Genomic DNA, 21,540 nt, shown 5'->3' with positions numbered 1-21,540 from the left:
TTGCACATAGCCTGAGGCTTGCGCTGTACCTGTGGGTAAAACTATCTAGTGCCTACCAGGGCCCAATCGCAGGCAAGCCAGCTCCCACAGGGATTGCACATAGCCTGAGGCTTGCGCTGTACCTGTGGGTAAAACTATCTAGTGCCTACCAGGGCCCAATCGCAGGCAAGCCAGCTCCTACAGGGATTGCGCATAGCCTGAGGCTTGCGCTGTACCTGTGGGAGCTGGCTTGCCTGCGAATGGGCCGCAAAGCGGCCCCCGAAATCAGCGCGGAATGACGGGCTGACGCGGCTTCTTGTTGCCCTTGCCGCCCTTGGCCGCTTCCTTGCGCTCCTTGGCCGCCTTCTCGTTACGCGCAAACGCCTCGGCCTTGGCCTTCTCGCGCTTGTCCCACGGCTTGCTACCATCGCTGGCACGCGGTGGCAGGCCGGTGTGCTGGGTGAGGATCTTCTGGTCCTTGCCCACCTTGTGGCTGCCCGCTGGCGTCGAGTTCTTGCGGCGCGCGCTCTGGTAGGTATCCGTCTGCGGCTGGTGCAGCGGGATCAGCTGGTGCTTGCCCGGGCCGATCAGGTCGGCGCGGCCCATGCGCTCCAGCGCCTCACGCAGCATCGGCCAGCCCTTCGGGTCGTGGTAGCGCAAGAACGCCTTGTGCAGGCGGCGCTGCTCTTCGCTCTTGACGATCTCAACCCCTTCGCTCTTGTAGGTCACCTTGCGCAGCGGGTTCTTGCCCGAGTGGTACATGGCCGTGGCCGAGGCCATCGGCGACGGGTAGAACGCCTGCACCTGGTCGGCACGGAAGCCATTGCCCTTCAGCCACAGGGCCAGGTTCATCATGTCTTCGTCGGTGGTGCCCGGGTGCGCGGCGATGAAGTACGGGATCAGGTACTGCTCCTTGCCCGCCTCTTTCGAGAACTTCTCGAACATGCGCTTGAAGCGGTCGTAGGTGCCGATACCCGGCTTCATCATCTTGTCCAGCGGACCACGCTCGGTGTGCTCCGGGGCAATCTTCAGGTAGCCGCCCACGTGGTGGGTGACCAGTTCCTTGACGTACTCCGGCGATTCCACGGCCAGGTCATAGCGCAGGCCCGAGGCAATCAGGATCTTCTTCACACCCGGCAAGGCACGGGCCTTGCGGTACAACTCGATCAGCGAGCTATGGTCGGTGTTGAGGTTTTCGCAGATGCCCGGGAACACGCAAGACGGCTTGCGGCAGTGCTTCTCGATGTCGTGGCTCTTGCAGGCGATGCGGTACATGTTGGCGGTCGGGCCGCCAAGGTCGGAGACCACGCCAGTGAAGCCCGGCACCTTGTCACGCATCTCTTCGATCTCGTGCAGGATCGACTCGTGCGAGCGGTTCTGGATGATGCGGCCTTCGTGCTCGGTGATCGAGCAGAAGGTGCAGCCACCGAAGCAGCCACGCATGATGTTCACCGAGAAACGGATCATCTCGTAGGCCGGGATGCGCTCCTTGCCATAGGCCGGGTGCGGCACACGGGCGTACGGCATGCCGAACACGTAGTCCATTTCCTCGGTGGTCATGGGGATGGGTGGCGGGTTGAACCACACGTCCACTTCGCCATGCTTCTGTACCAGCGCACGGGCGTTGCCCGGGTTGGTTTCCAGGTGCAGCACGCGGTTGGCGTGGGCGTAAAGCACCGGGTCGTTACGCACTTTTTCGAACGATGGCAGGCGGATGACCGACTTTTCGCGGGTCACGCGCGGGCTGTCGAGAATCTGCACCACCTTGGCTTCGTTCGGGTCTTCCTGGTCGCCCTTGGCCTGCTCGATGGCGCAGGCCTGGGTGTCCTGGGTGTTCACGTACGGGTTGATGATCTTGTCCACGCGGCCTGGGCGGTCGATGCGGGTGGAGTCGATCTCGAACCAGTCTGCAGGCGTGTCACGGCGAATGAACGCAGTGCCACGCACATCGGTGATGTGCTCGATCTTCTCGCCCTGGGACAGGCGCTGGGCCACTTCGACGACGGCCCGCTCGGCGTTGCCGTACAGCAGGATATCGGCGCTGGCGTCGATCAGGATCGAATGGCGGACCTTGTCCTGCCAGTAATCGTAGTGAGCAATACGGCGCAGCGAAGCCTCGATGCCACCCAGCACGATCGGTACGTGCTTGTAGGCTTCCTTGCAGCGCTGGCTGTACACCAGGCTGGCACGATCCGGGCGCTTGCCGGCCAGGCCACCCGGGGTGTAGGCATCGTCAGAGCGGATCTTCTTGTCTGCGGTATAGCGGTTGATCATCGAGTCCATGTTGCCTGCGGCCACGCCGAAGAACAGGTTTGGCTCGCCGAGCTTCATGAAGTCGTCTTTGGACTGCCAGTTCGGCTGGGCAATGATGCCCACGCGAAAGCCCTGGGCTTCCAGCAAACGGCCGATGATGGCCATGCCGAACGAGGCGTGGTCGACGTAGGCGTCCCCGGTCACGATGATGATGTCGCAGGAATCCCAGCCGAGCAGATCCATCTCCTCCCTGCTCATTGGCAGGAAAGGTGCTGGCCCGAAGCATTCGGCCCAGTACTTGGGATAGTCGTAGAGTGGTTTGGCTGCTTGCATGTCAGTGACCGGTTCTGGTGTACAGGGAAATCGCGGGCGCGGAATATAGCACAAATTTTGACCAAATCCGACTGGATTCGTGGGGGATTGGTGGGTGGGGCGACGGTTGGGGTGGGCGGGGTGCCGGATGGCTGGCTTGGGGGTTGTAGTGGGGTTGGCAGGTGTTCGACACAACCCTTGCAGCGCCTATGAGATCGAGCGCCGCCCGCGCGGCGCTTCGCGGGGCAAGCCCGCTCCCACATCTGTTTCGGGCCAGTTACTCCTGCTTCCTCCGCACTCGCTCCCTGGGTGCATGGCTGGGAATTGCAGAAAAGCAGGGGCGATACCTTCAATATCGAATGGGACAGACAAGGGGGCGCGCGCCAATGACACAAGCGGGACTGGCCTGAAACAGATGTGGGAGCGGGCTTGCCCCGCGAAGCGCCGCGCGGGCGGCGCTCGATCTCATAGGCGCAGAAACTGTTGTGGCGAACACATGGATGCCTTCACGCAACCGAAAGGCAAGCCCTACTGCCTCATCCCCAACTCAGCATCATCCATCAGCGCCTTGGCCATCGCACTCAAATAATGGGCAGCCCAGATCATCATCGGCTTCTCATCCATCAACCCAGTGATAGTCAGTTCGCGCACATACCCCATCAACTCCGAAGACTGCTCGCGGGCCTCCCGGCACGGGATCCCGGGCTCGATGCGGAACAAGGGGTGGGTGCCATTTTTCGCCTTGGTAAAAAGTGGTCTTGCCGACGGTGAATTGGGTGTCTTCTGTTGTCATTGTTCAATCCCCTCGAAATTCTCGACCGTCTGGCCGGGCCTCTTCGCGGGCACGCCCGCTCCCACAAGGTCACCACAATCTTCGCGACGTGCACCGTACCTGTGGGAGCGGGCATGCCCGCGAAAGGGCCCGCCCAGGCGACATATCAACGAAGCCTTACAGCAGGCATCTGCCCCTGCATCGGGTTGTCTTGATCAAAAGGGGGATCGCGGGGCGGATCGGGGACAATCTTGAGCATGGAGTAATCTCGTCTGATTCCGAAAAGACCGCCACGACATCACTTGCATTTGATGGGTGGCGGCTACGTACGGGTCTGCAAGACCGGACAGACGATAAAACCGGCAGATCCGAGGATCTCCCGTACGCAGCCACCATTGACCGAAATTGCCGAGTGGCAGCAATCCGGATAGCGGTAGTAATCGTCTGCGGGCTTGCAGGCCCGGTCGCTGCTTTGGCAACGACAGAGCCAGACTAGGCCGCCCAGAAAACCACCGCAATGGCGCAAAGGCGGTTGAAAGCTATTTCAGAAACGGCCTACACGCAACGGGAAAAAGCTGATTATTACTTGGAGAAAAAGGCAAGCGCAGGCCTTGTAGGAGCGGCCTTGCGTCGCGATGGGCTGCGCAGCAGCCCCAGGATTTCAGCGCAGATGCAAAAAGTGCCGGGGCTGCTGCGCAGCCCATCGCGACGCAAGGCCGCTCCACAGGGGGCCCTGCTAGCTCAATGAGTTATTCGTCATCATCGAAGTTGTACATGCCCGGCGCGAGGTTCTCAAAGCGGGTGTACTTGCCGATGAACGCCAGCCGCACGAAGCCGATGGGGCCGTTACGCTGTTTACCGATGATGATTTCCGCCACGCCCTTGTGCTCGGTCTCAGGGTGGTACACCTCGTCGCGGTACACGAACATGATCACGTCGGCGTCCTGCTCGATTGCACCGGATTCACGCAAGTCGGAGTTCACCGGGCGTTTGTTCGGGCGCTGCTCCAGCGAGCGGTTCAGCTGCGACAGGGCGATGACCGGGCAGTTGAATTCCTTGGCCAGGGCCTTGAGCGAGCGGGAAATCTCGGAAATCTCGTTGGTGCGGTTGTCACCGGCCGAACCCGGAATCTGCATCAGCTGCAGGTAGTCGACCATGATCATGGCGATTTCGCCGTGCTCACGGGCCAGGCGGCGGGTACGCGCGCGCATTTCCGAGGGGCTGATGCCGGCGGTATCGTCGATGAACAGCTTGCGGTCGTTGAGCAGGTTCACCGCCGAGGTCAGCCGCGGCCAGTCGTCGTCGTCCAGCTGACCGGAACGTACCTTGGTCTGGTCGATACGGCCGAGGGACGAGAGCATACGCATGATCAGCGATTCACCTGGCATCTCGAGCGAGAACACCAGCACCGCCTTGTCGGTGCGCAGTACAGCGTTTTCCACCAAGTTCATGGCGAAGGTGGTCTTACCCATCGACGGGCGGCCAGCGACGATGATCAGGTCGGCCGCCTGCAGGCCGCTGGTCTTCTCATCCAGGTCGGTGTAACCGGTGGAAATACCGGTGATGTCGCTGTCAGAGTTGAACAGCGTGTCGATGCGGTCGATAGCCATGGTCAACAGTTCGTTGACACCCACCGGGCCACCGGTTTTCGGCCGGGCCTCGGCGATCTGGAAGATCTGTCGCTCGGCATCGTCGAGGATTTCTTCGGCGTTGCGCCCTTGCGGGTTGAAGGCGTTGTCGGCGATGTCGGTACTGATGCTGATCAGCTGGCGCAGCGTTGCACGCTCGCGAATGATCGCGGCATAAGCCTTGATGTTGGCGACCGACGGGGTGTTCTTGGCCAGTTCGGCCAGGTACGCCAGGCCGCCGACTTGCGAAGACAAGCCTTCCTTGTCCAGTTGCTCGTGCAGGGTCACCACGTCGAATGGCTGGTTGGCGTCGGCCAACTTGTGCACGGCACGGAAGATCAGGCGGTGGTCATGCCGGTAGAAATCGCCGTCCGACACCTGGTCCAGCACCCGCTCCCACGCGTTGTTGTCCAGCATCAGGCCACCGAGTACGGCCTGTTCGGCCTCGATGGAATGCGGCGGCACCTTCAGGGCTGCGGTTTGCAGGTCAAGCTGTTCGGAGTTGGTAATCTCGTTCATGGCCACGAAAGAATTCTGGAGGACGAAAAAAACAAAGGGCACGGCCTGTAAAAAACAGGACCGTGCCCGATGTTAACCGCCTGGCCCGCAAGGAGCCAGCCAGTCAGCGCAGCTTAGGCAGCTACGACAACCACGCGTACGGTGGCTTCAACGTCGCTGTGCAGGTGCACGGCTACGTCGTATTCGCCAACCTGACGGATGGTGCCGTTCGGCAGACGAACTTCAGCTTTGGCCACTTCAACGCCAGAGGCGGTCAGGGCGTCAGCGATGTCGTGGGTGCCGATCGAACCGAACAGCTTGCCTTCGTCGCCAGCGGTGGCAGTGATGGTCACTTCCAGCTCGGCCAGTTGGGCAGCGCGGCTTTCAGCCGAAGCTTTCTTGTCAGCGGCTGCTTTTTCCAGCTCGGCGCGACGCTCTTCGAACGCAGCCAGGTTGGCGGCGTTGGCAACGGTGGCCTTGCCGAATGGCAGCAGGAAGTTACGGCCGTAACCAGCCTTAACTTTTACTTTGTCGCCCAGGTTGCCCAGGTTAGCGACTTTTTCCAGCAGGATCAGTTCCATTTGGTAAAACCTCTTAACTTTTAACCTTCACCGTTCGCGGAGTCATTCCCCTTGGGGGACTTGCGACCGCGAAAATCAATCAGGCTGTCGACAATGGCCAAAACCACCAGCAACGGATAAATCAGCTGCATGATCAGCGGCAACGTCACGTACATGCCCACCAGCCAGAAACCAGCCAGTCGGCCCTGTGCCACCAGCCCGTGCATCAAGGCGATGCCGGCCAGCACCAGTACCAGGCTGGACGCTGATGCCAGGATGATGAACTGCGGGCCGATAAACGGCGCCACCACCATCACTGCCAACAAGACCGCCATGGTCTGTTTCGGCAACTTCAGTTCGCGAAACTCGCGACCGAAGCCTCCAGGGTTGTACAACGCTGCCTGCCAGTAGCGCGCCAGCATCAACGCCAGCACACTGAACAATTGCACCGTCACTGCTGTGGAGGCGACCAGCACAGGGCGGATCAGCTCACCGGAGAGCACCGGTTGCCCGTCGACTTTCGGCATGGCTTCGGCAAACGCCTTGGCCAGCACATCGAAGGTTTGCGCCAGCGCCAGATCAAGCACGAGGCTAAACGCCACGGCGAACACGGCACTGGCGAGCAACACCCGGCTCCAGGGGTGCTCGGCACGCAACATGGCGGCCAGGGCCAGGGCACCCGCCATCACCAGAAAGGTGATGGGATCGCCCATGACCCACACGGCCAGCCCGGCGAGCAAGCCGCCAGCGATGACCGATGTAGCATCCTTGAACCCACGCCGCAGCAGCACAAGGCTGCCGGCAGCGGCACTCAACCAGAACAGCAGCGGCAGCACCGCGCTGATGACCACCACGAGGGTGGCCTGCACACGACCGCGCATGATGAAACTTGCTAACGCTCGCATGCTAATCCCTTACTGCTTGTCGACGACCCGGTCTCAGCGGCCGTGGCTGTCGGTGTAGGGCAGCAGGGCCAGGAAGCGGGCGCGCTTGATAGCGGTAGCCAGCTGACGCTGATAACGAGCTTTGGTACCGGTGATACGGCTTGGAACGATCTTGCCGGTTTCGGATACGTAAGCTTTCAGGGTGTTGAGATCTTTGAAGTCGATCTCTTTCACGTCTTCAGCAGTGAAGCGGCAGAATTTACGACGACGGAAGAAACGTGCCATTTAATAGGCTCCTCTAAAGGTCCGTGGATTACTCGTCAGCGTTATCGCTGGAGTCGCTGTCATTGCTGTCGTCGCCTTCGGCGGAGTCAGCATGCTCAGGACGCTCACGACGCTCACGGCGCTCGCTGCGGTTTTCTTCAGCCTTCAGCATCTCGGACTGACCGGTAACGGCTTCGTCGCGACGGATGACCAGGTTACGGATAACGGCATCGTTGTAGCGGAAGTTGTCTTCCAGCTCGGCCAGGGCCTTGCCGGTGCACTCAACGTTCAGCATCACGTAGTGAGCCTTGTGAACATTGTTGATTGCGTAGGCCAGTTGACGACGGCCCCAGTCTTCCAGGCGGTGGATTTTGCCACCGTCTTCTTCGATCAGCTTGGTGTAACGCTCAACCATGCCGCCGACTTGCTCGCTCTGGTCCGGGTGAACCAGGAAGATGATTTCGTAATGACGCATGAATGCTCCTTACGGGTTAGTAGTCTGCCAGGGAATCTGGTCAGACAAGGAGTGAATGACACTGTATGTCTTGCACGGAGGGGAGGCACATGCGCGCCTGCCAGCTCGGCAAGGGGCGCAATTGTAGAGAAGGCGTGGCGCACAAGCAAGGTGATTGGTGAATATTTGAACAGCCTGAAACATATTCACATTGCGTCAAGCCCCATTCGCGGGCACGCCCGCTCCCACAGGAAATCTGCAATGCCAGAGGCAGCAGTGAACCTGTGGGAGCGGGCGTGCCCGCGAATGGGCCGGCACAGATTAAAGATCAGCGCTTGGCCTGACGCTGACGCACGGCCTCGAACAGGCAAACCCCGGTCGCCACCGAAACGTTCAGGCTGCTGACACTACCGCCCATCGGCAACTTCACCAGGAAGTCGCAATGATCGCGGGTCAACCGGCGCATGCCCTTGCCTTCCGCACCCATGATCATCACCAGCGGCCCGGTCAGGTCCTGCTGGTAGATCTCCTGCTCGGCCTCGCCGGCAGTACCGACCACCCACAGGCCGCGTTGCTGCAACTTCTCCAGGGTACGCGCCAGGTTGGTCACGGCCACCAGCGGAATCACCTCGGCAGCGCCGCAAGCGACCTTGCGCACCACCGGGGTAAGGGTTGCCGACTTGTCCTTGGGCACAACCACCGCCGTGGCACCGGCCGCATCAGCCGTGCGCAGGCATGCGCCGAGGTTGTGCGGGTCGGTGACACCGTCCAGCACCAGGATCAGCGGCGGCGTTTCGGTACGCTCAAGCAATTCCTCGAGCATCAGCTCGCCCCACACCTGGCTCGGGCTCACCTCGGCAACCACGCCCTGGTGCACGCCTTCGACCCAGGCATCCATCTCACGGCGCTCGGCCTGGCCAACCTGCACGCGGTTTTCCGCAGCCAGCGCCAGCAGCGCCTGCAGGCGTGGTTCGCTGCGCCCTTCCGACAGCCAGATCTGCTTGACCCGCTTCGGATGGTGCTGCAGCAATGCCTGCACGGCGTGCACGCCGTAGATCTTTTCCAGCTGACTCATGACTTGCTCTTGCTCTTGCGTGGCGCACCGGACTTCGGCGGGCCTTTACGGTGCTTGGTCGGCTTGCCGGAACCGGAGGCCTTGCCACCCTTGTCCGACTTGCTGCTGGCATGGCCGCCACTGCGCGCCTCGCTCATCAGCGCCTTTTTCATTTCGCGGCTCTTGCGCACCTCGGCGTTACGCTGCACGGCGTCCTTCGGGAAGTACGCCTCGGCGGTTTCGCTCTTGCGGCTACGCGGCTTGGGCGTGGCTTTCGCTTCGGTTACCGGCTGCTGTTCAGCCTTGTCGGTTGCCGACGCAGCGCCGCGCTGCTTGCGGCCGATCGGCGCAGCGAGGGTCTTGTCCGACACTTCGAAGTCGATCTTGCGCTCGTCCAGGTCGACGCGCATGACCTTGACTTCAATGGTGTCGCCCAGGCGGAAGCTGCGCCCGGTACGCTCGCCGGACAGGCGGTGGTGCACCGGGTCGAAGTGGTAGTAGTCGCCCGGCAGCGCACTGACGTGCACCAGGCCTTCTACATAGATGTCGGTCAGCTCGACGAACAGGCCGAAACCGGTCACCGCAGTGATCACGCCCGGGAAGGTTTCGCCCACGCGGTCCTTCATGAACTCGCACTTGAGCCAGTTGACCACGTCACGGGTGGCCTCATCGGCGCGGCGCTCGGTCATCGAGCACTGCTCGCCGAGTTGCTCCAGGGTGTTCTCGTCGTACGGGTAGATACGTGCCTTGGGGATGCTCATGGCGCCGGCACGCTTGACGTGCGGGGTATCGACCTTGGAACGGATGATGCTGCGGATGGCGCGGTGCACCAGCAGGTCCGGGTAACGGCGGATCGGCGAGGTGAAGTGGGTGTACGCCTCGTAGTTCAGGCCGAAGTGGCCGTTGTTTTCGGTGCTGTACACAGCCTGGCTCAGCGAGCGCAGCATTACGGTCTGGATCAGGTGGAAGTCCGGGCGCCCGGCGATGCTCGCCAGCAGGGCCTGGTAATCTTTCGGCGACGGATCCTTGCCCTTGTGCAGGCTCAGGCCCAGTTCACCGAGGAAGGCGCGCAGTTTTTCCAGGCGCTCCGGCGGCGGGCCGTCGTGCACACGGTACAGGGCCGGCACGCCGTGCTTCTGCAGGAACTCGGCAGTGGCGACGTTGGCCGCCAGCATGCATTCCTCGATCAGCTTGTGGGCGTCGTTGCGCACGGTCGGGCGGATTTCCGCGATCTTGCGCTGGTCGCCGAAGATGATGCGGGTTTCCTGGGTTTCGAAGTCGATGGCACCCCGGGTGTGACGGGCATCCACCAGCACCTTGTACAGGTTGTACAGGTTCTTCAGGTCCGGCACGACCTCCTTGTACTCCTCGCGCAGCGCCTTGCCCTCACGGGTGCGGGCGTGCTCGAGCATGCTGCTGACCTTGTTGTAGGTCAGACGGGCGTGGGAGTGGATGACGCCTTCATAGAACTGGTAGTCGACCATCTGGCCGGCTTTGTTCATGGTCATTTCACAGACCATGGCCAAGCGGTCGACGTGCGGGTTCAGCGAGCACAGGCCGTTGGACAGCTCTTCGGGAAGCATCGGCACCACGCGCTCGGGGAAGTACACCGAGTTGCCGCGCTGCTGCGCCTCGACATCCAGGGCCGAGCCCAGGCGCACGTAGCTGGACACGTCGGCAATGGCCACGTACAGGCGCCAGCCACCGGAGAACAGGCGTAGCTTGCCCAGCGGTTCGCAATAGACAGCATCGTCGAAGTCTCGCGCATCCTCGCCGTCGATGGTGACGAACGGCAGGTGGCGCAGGTCGACGCGCTTCTCTTTGTCCTTCTCTTCGACTTCGGAGCGGAACTTGCGGGCTTCCTTGACTACGGCATCAGGCCAGACGTGCGGAATGTCGTAGCTGCGCAGGGCAACGTCGATTTCCATGCCCGGCGCCATGTAGTTGCCGATGACTTCGACCACGTCGCCTTGCGGCTGGAAGCGCGGGGTTGGCCAGTGGGTGATCTTGATCTCGACGAACTGGCCAATCTTGGCGCCGCCGTTACGCCCGGCAGTTACCAGCACTTCCTGCTGGATCTTCGGGTTGTCCGGGGTTACGTAGCCAATGCCGCCTTCTTCGAAGTAGCGGCCGACCACGCTTTCGTGGGCGCGGGAAATGACCTCGACGATGACGCCTTCGCGGCGGCCACGGCGGTCGGTACCGGAGACCCGCGCCAGCGCGCGGTCACCATCGAAGGCCAGGCGCATTTGCGACGGGCCGAGGAACAGGTCATCGCTGCCATCATCGGGGATGAGGAAGCCAAAGCCATCGCGGTGGCCGGAGATGCGGCCGCAGATCAGGTCCAGCTTGTCTACCGGGGCATAAGTGCCGCGCCGGGTATAGATAAGCTGGCCATCGCGCTCCATGGCACGCAGGCGGCGGCGCAGGGCTTCGATCTGGTCTTCTTCATACAGACCAAACTCTTTCGCCAGCTCCTCGCGCGCAGCAGGTTCGCCACGGTCGGCAAGGCGCTGCAGGATCAGCTCACGGCTGGGAATGGGGTTGTCGTATTTTTCCGCTTCGCGAGCGGCCTCGGGATCGAGGGATTGCCAATCGGCCATCAGAAGGGGTTCACCTTGGGGTATATAGATAGGAATTCTGGCATAGGCGTATTGAAACCGGAAATGTCGGCCTTGGACAGCCCCTGCTGCTGTGCATAGACAGCAGGAATAGGCCTGTGGAATCAACAAGTTGAATTTTTTGAAATTTTTTTTGCTTGAGGGGTTTACAGCCCCCCGGACCGTCCGTATAGTGCGCACCACAACGACGGACAAGCCCGAAGTTGTAGTAGAGATTAGCGGCGCTGTAAAGCATCAAATAATCTCGAATGTGTGCCCAGGTGGCGGAATTGGTAGACGCGCTGGTTTCAGGTATCAGTGACCGCAAGGTCGTGGAAGTTCGAGTCTTCTCCTGGGCACCAAATATTTTCAAGTAACAGATGACCAAGGATCTGTTACTACTGTGTGAAAGCTGACGATAGTCGCCTTCAACAGATGATGTAAAGCTTTGCCCAGGTGGCGGAATTGGTAGACGCGCTGGTTTCAGGTATCAGTGACCGCAAGGTCGTGGAAGTTCGAGTCTTCTCCTGGGCACCATACAAAAACCCACTAGCTTGCTAGTGGGTTTTTTCTTGCCTGCGATTTGTGTAATCGCGGCCTCCCCGCTATCTCCCTCATTGCAATCCAGAATGATTCCTATCTAGCATTGAGCTTTCTCTCATGGAGCGAGCGAACGATGAGCACGGACCTGACCACCCCTCACCCGCTTCAAGCGTGTTGGGACCTGCAACTGGCAGGCTTGGCCGCCGATGCCTTGCGCGTGGCGCTGACGATCGGCCTGTTCGAACACCTCGGGCAGTACTCCACCGCTGCCCGGTTGGCGACGACACTGGACCTTGAGCCCACCAATACTGGCTACCTGCTGGAGATGCTCTGGGCCCAAGGGCTGCTCGAACGTGACGAACAGGGCAGCCACTACCGCAATAGCGAAACTGCCCGACGCTTCTTGAGCCGAGGGGCCGGTGACTATTGCGGCGATGCCCTGCTCTTCCGCCATCAGGTGTTGGGCCAGGCTGGCCAGCCACTGGAGCAGGCACTGCGCAATGGGCTGCCACCGGCAACGGCCCCCACCGCGGAAATGGCCCGGCGCTGGGCCGAGGCAGCACGCGTGCAGATCGCCCAGGAACAGCAGTCGGTTACTGTCGATGTGGCGTGCACGCTGCTCGAGTGCTTGCCGCAAGCGCCGCGCCTGCAGCGCATGCTGGACCTGGGTGGCGGCCCCGGGCTGGTTGCCATCGCACTGGCCAAGCGGCTGCCGGATCTGCACGGGACGGTGTTCGACTTTGCCGAAACTGCTGCGGTGGCCCAGGAGAACATTGTTCGTGCCGGGCTGGAGAAGCGCCTTGGCATTATCGGCGGTGATCTGGACCGGGATGATTTTGGCGAGGGCTATGACCTGATCTGGTGTTCGTCGGTTTTCCACTTTGCCCATGACCTTGATGGGCTTTTGCGGCGGCTGCATGGGGCGCTGAATCCCGGAGGGGTGCTGATGTGCTGCCATGCCGAGGTGCCGGAAGACCAACAGACTGCGGCGCGGGTTCTGCCTTATTACCTGCACATGCGCATGCAGGGGCGACATGTGTTGCCGGCCGGGGAGCTGGCGCAGCGGTTGCGTAGCATTGGGTTTGTCGATGTGCAGCAGCAGGATGGCCTGAGGTATCCGGTTGCGCCGGTAACCGCAGTGGTGGCCCATAAAGCGTAAACCTGTGCCGGCCTCTTCGCGGGCTCGCCCGCTCCCACAGGGAATAGTGCTGATTTCGAGGGCAGCGCATTACCTGTGGGAGCGGGCATGCCCGCGAAGAATCCAACACAACTTTCAAAGGTTGCACCATGGTCTGCCCATGAATTTCTCGTCACGCGGCCACTTGAGAAACGATTTCGTTTACCATTGTTTCCAAATATGTAGCCGTAAGCGAGGAAGTACCCGCATGACGATCCGCCCGCAACCGCTGATACGCACCTTGGCCGCCGCCGTGCTGAGCCTGGTCATCGGCGCTCCGGCCGCCATGGCAGACGCACCGGTCACCCTGACCATGTACAACGGTCAGCACAAGGAAATCGGCGAAGCCATCGCCAAGGCCTACGAGGCCAAGACCGGCATCCATATCGATATCCGCAAGGGCAGCAGCAACCAGCTGGCCAGCCAGATCATCGAGGAAGGCGACCGTTCGCCCGCCGACATCATCTACACCGAAGAGTCCCCGCCCCTGAACAACCTGGGCGAACTGGGCCTGCTGGCGAAGATCGACGACGCCACCGCCAACATGATGCCCAAGGAGTACGTAGGCGCCAACGGTACCTGGATGGGCATCACCGCCCGTACGCGCATCGTGGTGTACAACCCGAAGAAGATCGACGAAAAAGACCTGCCGACCACGGTGATGGATTTCGCCAACCCTGAGTGGGAAGGCCGCGTTGGCTACGTTCCCACCAGCGGTGCATTCCAGGAGCAGGCCGTGGCCATCCTGAAAATGCACGGGCGTGAAGCCACCGAAGAATGGCTGACCGGCCTGAAAGCCTTCGGCAAGACCTACACCAACAACATGGTCGCCCTCAAAGCCGTGGAAAAAGGCGAAGTGGCTGCGGTACTGGTGAACAACTACTACTGGTACGCGCTTGAACGCGAACGCGGCAAGCTGGACACCAAGCTGTACTACCTGGCCGACGGTGATGCCGGCAACCTGGTGACCATTTCCGGCGCGGCGGTGGTCAAGGCCAGCAAGCACCCGAAAGAAGCCCAGGCGCTGCTCAACTGGATGGCCAGCGAAGAAGGCCAGCGGGTGATCACCCAGACCACCGCCGAGTATCCGCTGCACAAGGGCATGGTGTCCGACCGCGGCCTGAAGCCGTTCGAAGACCTGCGCCCGCCTAAGATCTCGCCGGCCGACCTGGGCAATGCCGAGGAAGCCATCGAGCTTGAACGCGAGGTCGGCCTGCTCTGATGACCGCCGCCCTGTCCGAGCCGGTGCCGGTACGCTTCGTACCGCGCCGCAAGCGCCCGTCCATCTGGGTGGTGCTGCCTGTGCTGTTCCTGGTGGCGATGAGCTTGCTGCCACTGCTGTATGTTGCCATCAAAGCCTGGGAAGCCGGCTGGCGCGAAGCCTTGCACCTGTTGTGGCGCCCGTTTGTCTGGGGGCTGATGCGCAACACCCTGATGCTGATGGTCGGGGTGACAGTGACCTGCATGGTGGTTGGCCTGGCCCTGGCCTGGCTGCTGGAGCGTAGCAACCTGGCCGGCCGCCGACTGTGGGGCGTGGTGCTGTGCCTGCCCTTCGCCGTGCCGTCGTTCGTCAGCAGCTTTACCTGGGTGTCGCTTAGCTCGGACTTTGAAGGGCTTGGCGGGGCGATCATGGTCATGGCCCTGTCCAAGTACCCGCTGGTGTTCCTGCCGGTGGCCGCCACCCTGCGCAACCTCGATACCTCGCTTGAGGAGTCGGCGCGCACCCTGGGTTGCAGCCGCTGGGGCGTGTTCATCAAGGTGACCCTGCCGCTGCTGTGGCCATCGATGCTCGGCGGTGCGCTGCTGATTGCCCTGCACATGCTGGTGGAGTTCGGCGCGCTGTCGATTCTAGGCCTGCAAACCTTCACCACGGCGATTTACCAGCAGTTCGAACTGGAGTTCAGCAATGCCAACGCGGCCATGCTGTCTGCCGTGCTGCTGGCGATGTGCCTGGTGATGCTGTGGCTGGAATTGCGCGTACGCGGCAAGGCCCGTCATGTGCGTATCGGCCAAGGTGTGGCTCGCCGCGCGCAGCCGGTACGGCTGCGTGGCTGGGCGGTGCCGGCGCAGCTGTTCTGCGTGGGCCTGGCCGTGCTGGGCAGTGGTATTCCGCTGGCCATGCTCGGCTACTGGTTGAGCGTGGGTTCGTCGGCGGCGTTCCCGGTAGGGGCCATTTCCAAGGCGCTGTTCACCTCGCTGTCGGTGTCGCTTGGCGGTGCCGGGTTCTGCGTGTTGCTGGCCCTGCCGATCAGCTTCCTGGTGGTGCGCTACAAAGGCCGCCTGGCAATCTGGGCCGAGCGCCTGCCTTACCTGCTGCACGCCCTGCCCGGCCTGGTGATTGCCCTGACGCTGGTGTTCTTCGCCTTGCACTACGTGCCGGCGCTGTACCAGACCACGGCATTGCTGTTGCTGGCCTATGCGCTGCTGTTCCTGCCGCTGGCGCAGTCGCCGGTGCGCACCGCTCTGAACAAGGCCTCACCAACGCTGGAAGAGGCCGCACGCACGCTCGGTGCCAGCAGCTTCACGGCGTTCTGCCGGGTGACCCTGCCGATCATCTTCCCGGCCATGGCAGCGGCCTTTGCCCTGGTGTTCCTGGATGCCATGAAGGAACTGACGGCAACCCTGCTGCTCAGCCCGACTGGCATGACCACCCTGGCGACCGAGGTGTGGGCGCACACGGCCAACGTCGAGTTTGCGGCGGCGGCGCCTTATGCGGCGTTGCTGATCGTGGTGTCGGGGTTGCCGGTTTACCTGCTCACAACGCGGATGTACCTGAACAAGGCGTAACCTTCTTCGCGGGCTTGCCCGCCCCCACAGGTACCGCGCCGCTCTCAGGGCCTGCGCAGTACCTGTGGGAGCGGGCGCGCCCGCGAAAGGGCCATCAGATGTTACGCAGCATACGGCGCACAATCGGCCCATGGGCCTTGCCCACCGGCAACATGTAAAGCCGGCCGAAGCGATTGAAGCATTTCACAGAAGTGGTCACGCTCAAGCGCTGTCGGCCACCCTCCTGCTCACCCAGATCCATGCTCACCATCACCGCCAGGTGCGTGTCACGTGAGGTCAGGACCAATTGCTGGTCGCTGATGGCCTCGACCACGAAGAAATCCAGATGCTCACCCACTGCCGGCACCCGTTCCGGACTGCGCGATGAGAAACCGTGGATAGCCGTGACGTCGAATCGGCGCGAGATGAAGTCGCGCAGGCGAAAGGCTTGGGCCAACCAGCCGGGGACCTGCGAGGTCATGGCGCAGTAGGCCTGGAGGGCGGTCATGGGGGCAGCGATGTGCACGCTGTCGCAATGAAGAAAATCCAGATTGGCCGGGGCGGCGACCAGTTGGGCAGACATGAACAACTCCCTTTGCCATGTGTCGCCGCCATCATAGCAACACCTTTCACTGAGGAGAGAACCCGGTGTCGCAGTCTTTGTGGGAGCGGGCATGCCCGCGAACACCGGCAAAGCCGGTGCCATCCACCGAGTCGCCTGCTTCGCGGGCACGCCCGCTCCCACAACGATCGTGCTATGCCCTGAACTGGCCCAGGCTCGCCCGCAGTTGCGCAGCCAGTTCATCCAGCACCTTGCTGCTGGCCGTGGTCTGCATCACCACCTCTGCCGAGCGCTCGGCCTGGGCATGTATGGTCTCTACCCGCCCCCGCACCGCCTGGGCACCATTCGCCTGCTGCTCGGCCGCGCGGGTCGCCAGGCCGATGGCCGCGTGCACCTGCTCTACCGCAGCCTGTACCGACTGCTGCCGGCGCTCGTTGTCACGTAGCACCAGCAGCCCTTCGCTGGCCTTCAGCCCGGCCTGACTGATGGTGGCCACAGCCTCCTTGGCACCCTTCTGCAGCGCAGCGATATGCGCCTGGATATCCCCCGTGGAACTTTGCGTCTTGCTCGCCAGCGCCCGTACCTCATCGGCTACCACGGCAAAACCACGGCCGGTTTCGCCAGCACGAGCGGCCTCGATGGCGGCGTTCAGGGCCAACAGGTTGGTCTGCTCGGCAATACCGTGAATCACCGTCAACACCACTTCGATCTGCTCGCTCTGCTTGGCCAGGCGCTCGATCACCTGAGAGCCGGCGTCTACCTGCCCGGCCAGGTTTTCGATCAAACCGGCCAGCTGGGTCGAAGTGCGGCTGTTCTCGTCCGTGGCCTGGCGGATATCCACCACTTGCTGCAAAGCCGCCTGCATCGCGTGGCTTTCGGCCTGCGCCTCATCGGCCATGCTCGAAAGGTCGCGCAGGCTGGCAGCCACTTCATCACGCTGCAACGCAGCAGCGGCATCGGCGCCGGCATTGCGCTGGGCCATCGCGCCAATCTCCACGCCGGTACGCTGCGCCACCTCACCCGCCTCACGCACGATCGGTTGCAGCTTGTCGACAAAGCGGTTCACTGCCGAAGCCATGTCACCAATCTCGTCGCGGCTGTCGAGTGGTACACGCCTGGTCAGGTCCCCCTCGCCCGCCGCCAGGTCGTCCAGGGCGGTAATCAACAAACGCAACTTGCTCAGCACCCGGCGGCCAAGCACCACGGCCACCACCAACAACACGCCGAGGCCGACTACCACCAGGCCCAGGCCGATACGCCAGCGCAACTCGGCCGCAGCATCGCGCACGGTCTGAGCGGTGTTGGCCTGCATGGCCGCAGCGCTACCCTGTGCCTTTTCCAGGCGCTCGCGCAAGGTCTTGCCACTGTCGGCGGCAGCACCGACCAGGCTGTCGCCAACCAGTTGCTCACCACTGGCAATCAGCGCCGCGAAGCGCTGGTCCAGAGCCTTGAGCTCCTGGTCGATGCCTGCGGTGGAAACCCCCATCACCACCTTGCCGATTTCTGCGCCATTGGGGTTGATCGGCGCTTCGACGAAGTACACAGCCGGATCACGACGGGCTGCATCGATTACCTTGTCCAGCGCGCGCTCGCCCTGGCCTTTGTCCATCAAGGCCTGGTTGATCGGATTTTGCCGGTTCAGGTAGCGGGTCAGGTGTTGGCCCTGGGCGTCGTCGTAGATAACGAACAGCACGTTGGGGTTGCGCTGGGCGCGGCGGGCGAAGTCGGAGAGCACTGGCACATCGTTGTCCCAGATTGCCCGCGGGGCGACCGAAGCAAGCAGCTCTGCCATGTCGTTGGCGGAGTCCTTGAGGTTTTTTTCCAGGGTACTGCGCAGTTGCTGTTGCTCGTTTTGCAGGCGTTCGGACAACCCTGCACTCAAGCGCTGGCGGGTACTGCTGGACAGGCCGTCCAGGCCCGAGCGCACGTCTTGCCCGGCTTGCTCCAGGTCGCTGGCGAGCTGGCGGCTGTCATCGCCCAGGCGCTGGCCAAGGTCGGCTTCCAGCGCAGTGACCGTGCTGCGGGTGAGCGCAACGGCAACCAGTACCTGCACCAAAAGGGCGATACCAAGGGCAACAAACACAGGCCGCAAAAGGCGGCTTCGTAACAGTGAGAGGATGGCAGACACGGTGTAACCCTCGTGTTTTCTGGCGCCACTATTTTGATGGCATCGTCAGACGTTTCTTACAGCAAGGGTTGTGCCGGGGGCAGCAGGGATATGTGCCAAGGTTGAGCAATGGGTTTTTCCTGTGCCGGCCTCTTCGCGGGCTCGCCCGCTCCCACAGGAACCGCACAAATTCCAAAGCATGCGCAATACCTGTGGGAGCGGGCAAGCCCGCGAAGAGGCCGGCACAGGTGTAACCCACAAACAAAAACGCCGCAGCCCCTTTCAGGGCCACGGCGTCAGATCAGCCTGGAGGGCAGATCAGGCGAACGGGTGACGCAGCACGATGGTCTCGTTGCGGTCCGGGCCGGTCGAAATGATGTCGATCGGCGCGCCTACCAGCTCTTCAATGCGCTTGATGTAGTCACGCGCAGTTTGCGGCAGCTCTTCCAGGGTTTTCGCACCCAGGGTCGATTCGCTCCAGCCTGGCATCTCTTCGTACACCGGCTCCAGGCCGATGTAGCTGTCGGCATCGGAAGGTGCGTCGATGACAGCACCGTTCTCGTTCTTGTAGCCAACGCAGATGTTGATGGTTTCCAGACCGTCCAGCACGTCCAGCTTGGTCAGGCAGATGCCCGAGATGCTGTTCACGTCGATAGCGCGACGCAGGATGACGGCATCGAACCAGCCGCAACGGCGGGCACGGCCGGTGGTGGAGCCGAACTCGTGGCCACGCTTGGCCAGGGTGGCGCCAGTCTCGTCGAACAGCTCGGTCGGGAACGGGCCGGAACCCACGCGGGTGGTGTAGGCCTTGGTGATACCGAGGATGTAGTCCAGGTACATCGGGCCAACGCCGGAACCGGTGGAGATACCGCCAGCAGTGGTGTTGGAGCTGGTGACGTACGGGTAGGTACCGTGGTCGATGTCCAGCAGCGAGCCCTGGGCGCCTTCGAACATGATGTCCTTGCCGGCGCGGCGCAGGTTGTGCAGCTCGGCGGTGACGTCGAGCATCATCGGCTTGAGCTGCTCGGCGTAGGCCATGCACTCGTCCAGGGTCTGCTGGAAGTCGATGGCCGGCTCTTTGTAGTAATTCACCAGCTGGAAGTTGTGGTAATCCAGCAACTCACCCAGCTTGGCGGCGAAACGTTCGCGGTGGAACAGGTCGCCTACGCGCAGGCCGCGGCGCGCAACCTTGTCTTCGTAGGCTGGGCCGATACCACGGCCGGTGGTGCCGATCTTGGCTTCGCCACGGGCTTTTTCGCGGGCCTGGTCCAGGGCCACGTGGTACGACAGGATCAGCGGCGCAGCCGGGGAAATGCGCAGGCGCTCGCGCACCGGTACGCCCTTCTCTTCCAGCTTGGTGATTTCACGCATCAGCGCATCCGGGGCAACGACCACGCCGTTGCCGATCAGGCACTGTACGCCTTCACGCAGGATGCCGGACGGAATCAGGTGCAGAACGGTCTTTTCACCGTTGATCACCAGGGTGTGGCCCGCGTTGTGGCCACCCTGGTAGCGCACTACGGCGGCAGCATGTTCGGTCAGCAGATCGACGATCTTGCCTTTGCCCTCATCACCCCACTGGGTGCCCAGGACGACGACATTCTTACCCATTACATTGGTCCTCATTCACGCAAACTTGGTTGCCGGCCTACTGCCGACGCAGAAACTCACTGGGCCAGCGGCAGAACCTGCCAGCGCCCGTCTTGCTGAATCAATTGCCGATCACAATCCGCCTCGAGAGCAGCACTCAACGGCTGGCCAGGCAAAGCCTGGACCACACGCTGGCCCTCGTTGCGCAACTGGCAGACTTGCTGCCAGAGGGCCGCGTCGCCACTGTCCGGCATCCAGATGCCGCCAGTTGGCAATACGACCTCCGCTCGCCCCAGTGTGACCAGGGTCTTCAAATCCGTGGAAAAACCGGTGGCCGGGCGCGCCCGGCCAAAATCGGCGCCGATGTCGTCGTAACGCCCGCCCTGGGCGATCGACTGACCTTCGCCCGGCACGAACACGGCGAACACCACGCCAGTGTGATAGTGGTAACCGCGCAGCTCGCCCAGGTCGAAATACAGCGGCAGGTCCGGGTAGCGCGACGCCAGGCGGTCAGCGATCGCCAACAGGTCGTCCAGCGCGGCCAGCACGCTGGCCGGGGCACGGCCCAGGCGCACGCGGGCTTCGGCCAGCACTTCACGGCCACCGCACAACTCGACCAAGGCGCGCAGCATGTTGCCCAGGTCTTTCGGCAGGTCCGCCGTCAGCGCCTGCACTTCATCTACGGCCTTGCGCTGCATGGCGTCGAACAGCTGCTGTTCGACCGCACCCGACAGCCCGGCAGCACGGGCCAGGCCGCGGTAGATACCGACGTGGCCCAGGTCCATGTGCACATCCGGCACATCGGCCAGTTGCAACGTGGCCAGCATCAGGCTGATGACTTCCACGTCACTGGTCGGGCTGGCATCACCGTACAGCTCGGCACCCAGCTGGATCGGGCTGCGCGAAGTAGACAGCGCACGCGGCTGCGCGTGCAGCACGCTACCGGCATAGCACAGGCGGCTCGGGCCTTCACGGCGCAGGGTGTGGGCGTCGATACGTGCCACCTGCGGAGTGAAGTCGGCGCGGAAGCCCATCAGGCGGCCGGACTGCGGGTCCACCACCTTGAAGGTGCGCTGATCCAGGTCCTGGCCGGCGCCGGTCAGCAGCGACTCCAGGTACTCGATATGCGGGGTGACGACCAGCTCGTAGCCCCAACTCTGGAACAGGTCCAACACCTGGCGACGCGCGATCTCGATGCGCGCAGCCTCAGGTGGCAGTACTTCCTCGATGCCATCTGGCAGTAGCCAGCGGTCTACCGTTGCCATTACGCCATTTCCCCTCTGGTCCGGGCGGCTTGCCAGCAGGCGAGCCGTCAGTAAAGCCGGTATCGCGCACAGCAGCGGGCAGCACTGATCCCAGCGCAGCCACCGTACCCGATACCCTCAAATTGCCTTGCGAGCTGACCAAACCGTCAACTGGCGCTTTGCCAATCAACCTTGCAGACGCAAAAAAGCCGGGAAATTTCCCGGCTGCCTCATCATACACCCCTTTTCATTCAGGATGCACCCCGCCTGGTGTTTTAGCTGCCAGGCGGGGC

The 21,540-nt window shown here is 62.4% G+C and carries 15 protein-coding genes, 2 tRNA genes and 2 pseudogenes; 5 read left to right on the top strand and 14 right to left on the bottom strand.

The window, feature by feature from the left end:
• Positions 1-264: 264 nt before the first annotated feature.
• The 9 genes and pseudogenes from ACIQUI_RS09460 to rnr form a co-directional block, all read right to left on the bottom strand.
• Positions 265-2,565, bottom strand: coding sequence for a YgiQ family radical SAM protein (locus ACIQUI_RS09460; RefSeq protein WP_403197446.1), 2,301 nt, complete (start codon positions 2,563-2,565; stop codon positions 265-267).
• 507 nt (positions 2,566-3,072) lie between these two features.
• A pseudogene (locus ACIQUI_RS09455) lies at positions 3,073-3,337 on the bottom strand (DUF3077 domain-containing protein).
• Between the two features lie 728 nt (positions 3,338-4,065).
• Positions 4,066-5,463: a replicative DNA helicase gene (dnaB, locus tag ACIQUI_RS09450; protein ID WP_403197444.1), complete on the bottom strand. Its 1,398-nt coding sequence runs from the start codon at positions 5,461-5,463 to the stop codon at positions 4,066-4,068.
• A 113-nt stretch (positions 5,464-5,576) separates the two neighbouring features.
• Complete coding sequence (rplI, locus tag ACIQUI_RS09445; protein WP_003249568.1) at positions 5,577-6,023, bottom strand: 50S ribosomal protein L9; 447 nt, start codon at positions 6,021-6,023, stop codon at positions 5,577-5,579.
• Positions 6,024-6,043: 20 nt separating this feature from the next.
• A complete protein-coding gene (locus ACIQUI_RS09440) occupies positions 6,044-6,907 on the bottom strand; it encodes a hypothetical protein (RefSeq protein WP_403197442.1) in 864 nt (287 codons plus the stop codon).
• Positions 6,908-6,940: 33 nt separating this feature from the next.
• Positions 6,941-7,171: a 30S ribosomal protein S18 gene (rpsR, locus tag ACIQUI_RS09435; RefSeq protein ID WP_003249563.1), complete on the bottom strand. Its 231-nt coding sequence runs from the start codon at positions 7,169-7,171 to the stop codon at positions 6,941-6,943.
• A 28-nt stretch (positions 7,172-7,199) separates the two neighbouring features.
• Positions 7,200-7,625, bottom strand: coding sequence for a 30S ribosomal protein S6 (gene rpsF / locus ACIQUI_RS09430; RefSeq protein ID WP_003249557.1), 426 nt, complete (start codon positions 7,623-7,625; stop codon positions 7,200-7,202).
• Positions 7,626-7,932: 307 nt separating this feature from the next.
• Positions 7,933-8,679 (bottom strand): 23S rRNA (guanosine(2251)-2'-O)-methyltransferase RlmB, encoded by a 747-nt coding sequence (gene rlmB, locus ACIQUI_RS09425; RefSeq protein ID WP_391129454.1) that lies wholly within the window; start codon positions 8,677-8,679, stop codon positions 7,933-7,935.
• On the bottom strand, positions 8,676-11,261 hold the full coding sequence (gene rnr, locus ACIQUI_RS09420; protein WP_403197439.1) for a ribonuclease R: 2,586 nt from the start codon (positions 11,259-11,261) through the stop codon (positions 8,676-8,678). The genes rlmB and rnr overlap by 4 nt, the downstream gene beginning before the upstream one ends.
• Before the next feature lie 272 nt (positions 11,262-11,533).
• Here rnr and ACIQUI_RS09415 point away from each other — a divergent pair.
• From ACIQUI_RS09415 to ACIQUI_RS09395, 5 genes are all read left to right on the top strand, one after another.
• Positions 11,534-11,620, top strand: a tRNA-Leu gene (locus ACIQUI_RS09415).
• A gap of 88 nt (positions 11,621-11,708) precedes the next feature.
• Positions 11,709-11,795, top strand: a tRNA-Leu gene (locus ACIQUI_RS09410).
• Between the two features lie 139 nt (positions 11,796-11,934).
• On the top strand, positions 11,935-12,960 hold the full coding sequence (locus ACIQUI_RS09405) for a methyltransferase (protein ID WP_403197436.1): 1,026 nt from the start codon (positions 11,935-11,937) through the stop codon (positions 12,958-12,960).
• 226 nt (positions 12,961-13,186) lie between these two features.
• Positions 13,187-14,200 carry an extracellular solute-binding protein gene (locus ACIQUI_RS09400; protein ID WP_403197434.1) on the top strand — a complete coding sequence of 338 codons (1,014 nt, stop codon included), beginning with the start codon at positions 13,187-13,189 and terminating at the stop codon, positions 14,198-14,200.
• The gene (locus ACIQUI_RS09395) at positions 14,200-15,765 is read left to right on the top strand and encodes an ABC transporter permease (RefSeq protein WP_403197432.1); all 1,566 of its coding nucleotides are present in this window, start codon (positions 14,200-14,202) and stop codon (positions 15,763-15,765) included. Before ACIQUI_RS09400 ends, ACIQUI_RS09395 begins: the two co-directional genes overlap by 1 nt.
• Positions 15,766-15,859: 94 nt before the next feature.
• Here the strand turns inward: ACIQUI_RS09395 and ACIQUI_RS09390 are convergent, their stop codons facing one another.
• The 5 genes and pseudogenes from ACIQUI_RS09390 to ACIQUI_RS09370 all read right to left on the bottom strand — a co-directional run bounded on the left by ACIQUI_RS09390 (position 15,860) and on the right by ACIQUI_RS09370 (position 21,268).
• Positions 15,860-16,327, bottom strand: a complete 468-nt coding sequence (locus tag ACIQUI_RS09390; protein ID WP_403197429.1) for a DUF2867 domain-containing protein — start codon at positions 16,325-16,327, stop codon at positions 15,860-15,862.
• 172 nt (positions 16,328-16,499) lie between these two features.
• Positions 16,500-17,288, bottom strand: coding sequence for a methyl-accepting chemotaxis protein (locus ACIQUI_RS09385; RefSeq protein WP_403197557.1), 789 nt, complete (start codon positions 17,286-17,288; stop codon positions 16,500-16,502).
• A 69-nt stretch (positions 17,289-17,357) separates the two neighbouring features.
• Positions 17,358-17,618: pseudogene (locus ACIQUI_RS09380) on the bottom strand (HAMP domain-containing protein); the annotation flags it as partial.
• Between the two features lie 1,113 nt (positions 17,619-18,731).
• Entirely contained in the window at positions 18,732-20,024 is a 1,293-nt protein-coding gene (locus ACIQUI_RS09375; RefSeq protein ID WP_403197426.1) for an adenylosuccinate synthase, read from the bottom strand.
• 56 nt (positions 20,025-20,080) lie between these two features.
• Positions 20,081-21,268: an ATP phosphoribosyltransferase regulatory subunit gene (locus ACIQUI_RS09370; protein WP_003249540.1), complete on the bottom strand. Its 1,188-nt coding sequence runs from the start codon at positions 21,266-21,268 to the stop codon at positions 20,081-20,083.
• Between the last annotated feature and the right edge of the window lie 272 nt (positions 21,269-21,540).

Origin of the sequence: Pseudomonas sp. NPDC090592, assembly GCF_044769185.1 — a bacterium.
In the GTDB taxonomy this organism is placed as follows: Bacteria; Pseudomonadota; Gammaproteobacteria; order Pseudomonadales; family Pseudomonadaceae; genus Aquipseudomonas.
The sequence above is the reverse complement of the archived record's forward strand: the minus strand, read 5'-3'. Positions and strand labels throughout refer to the sequence as shown.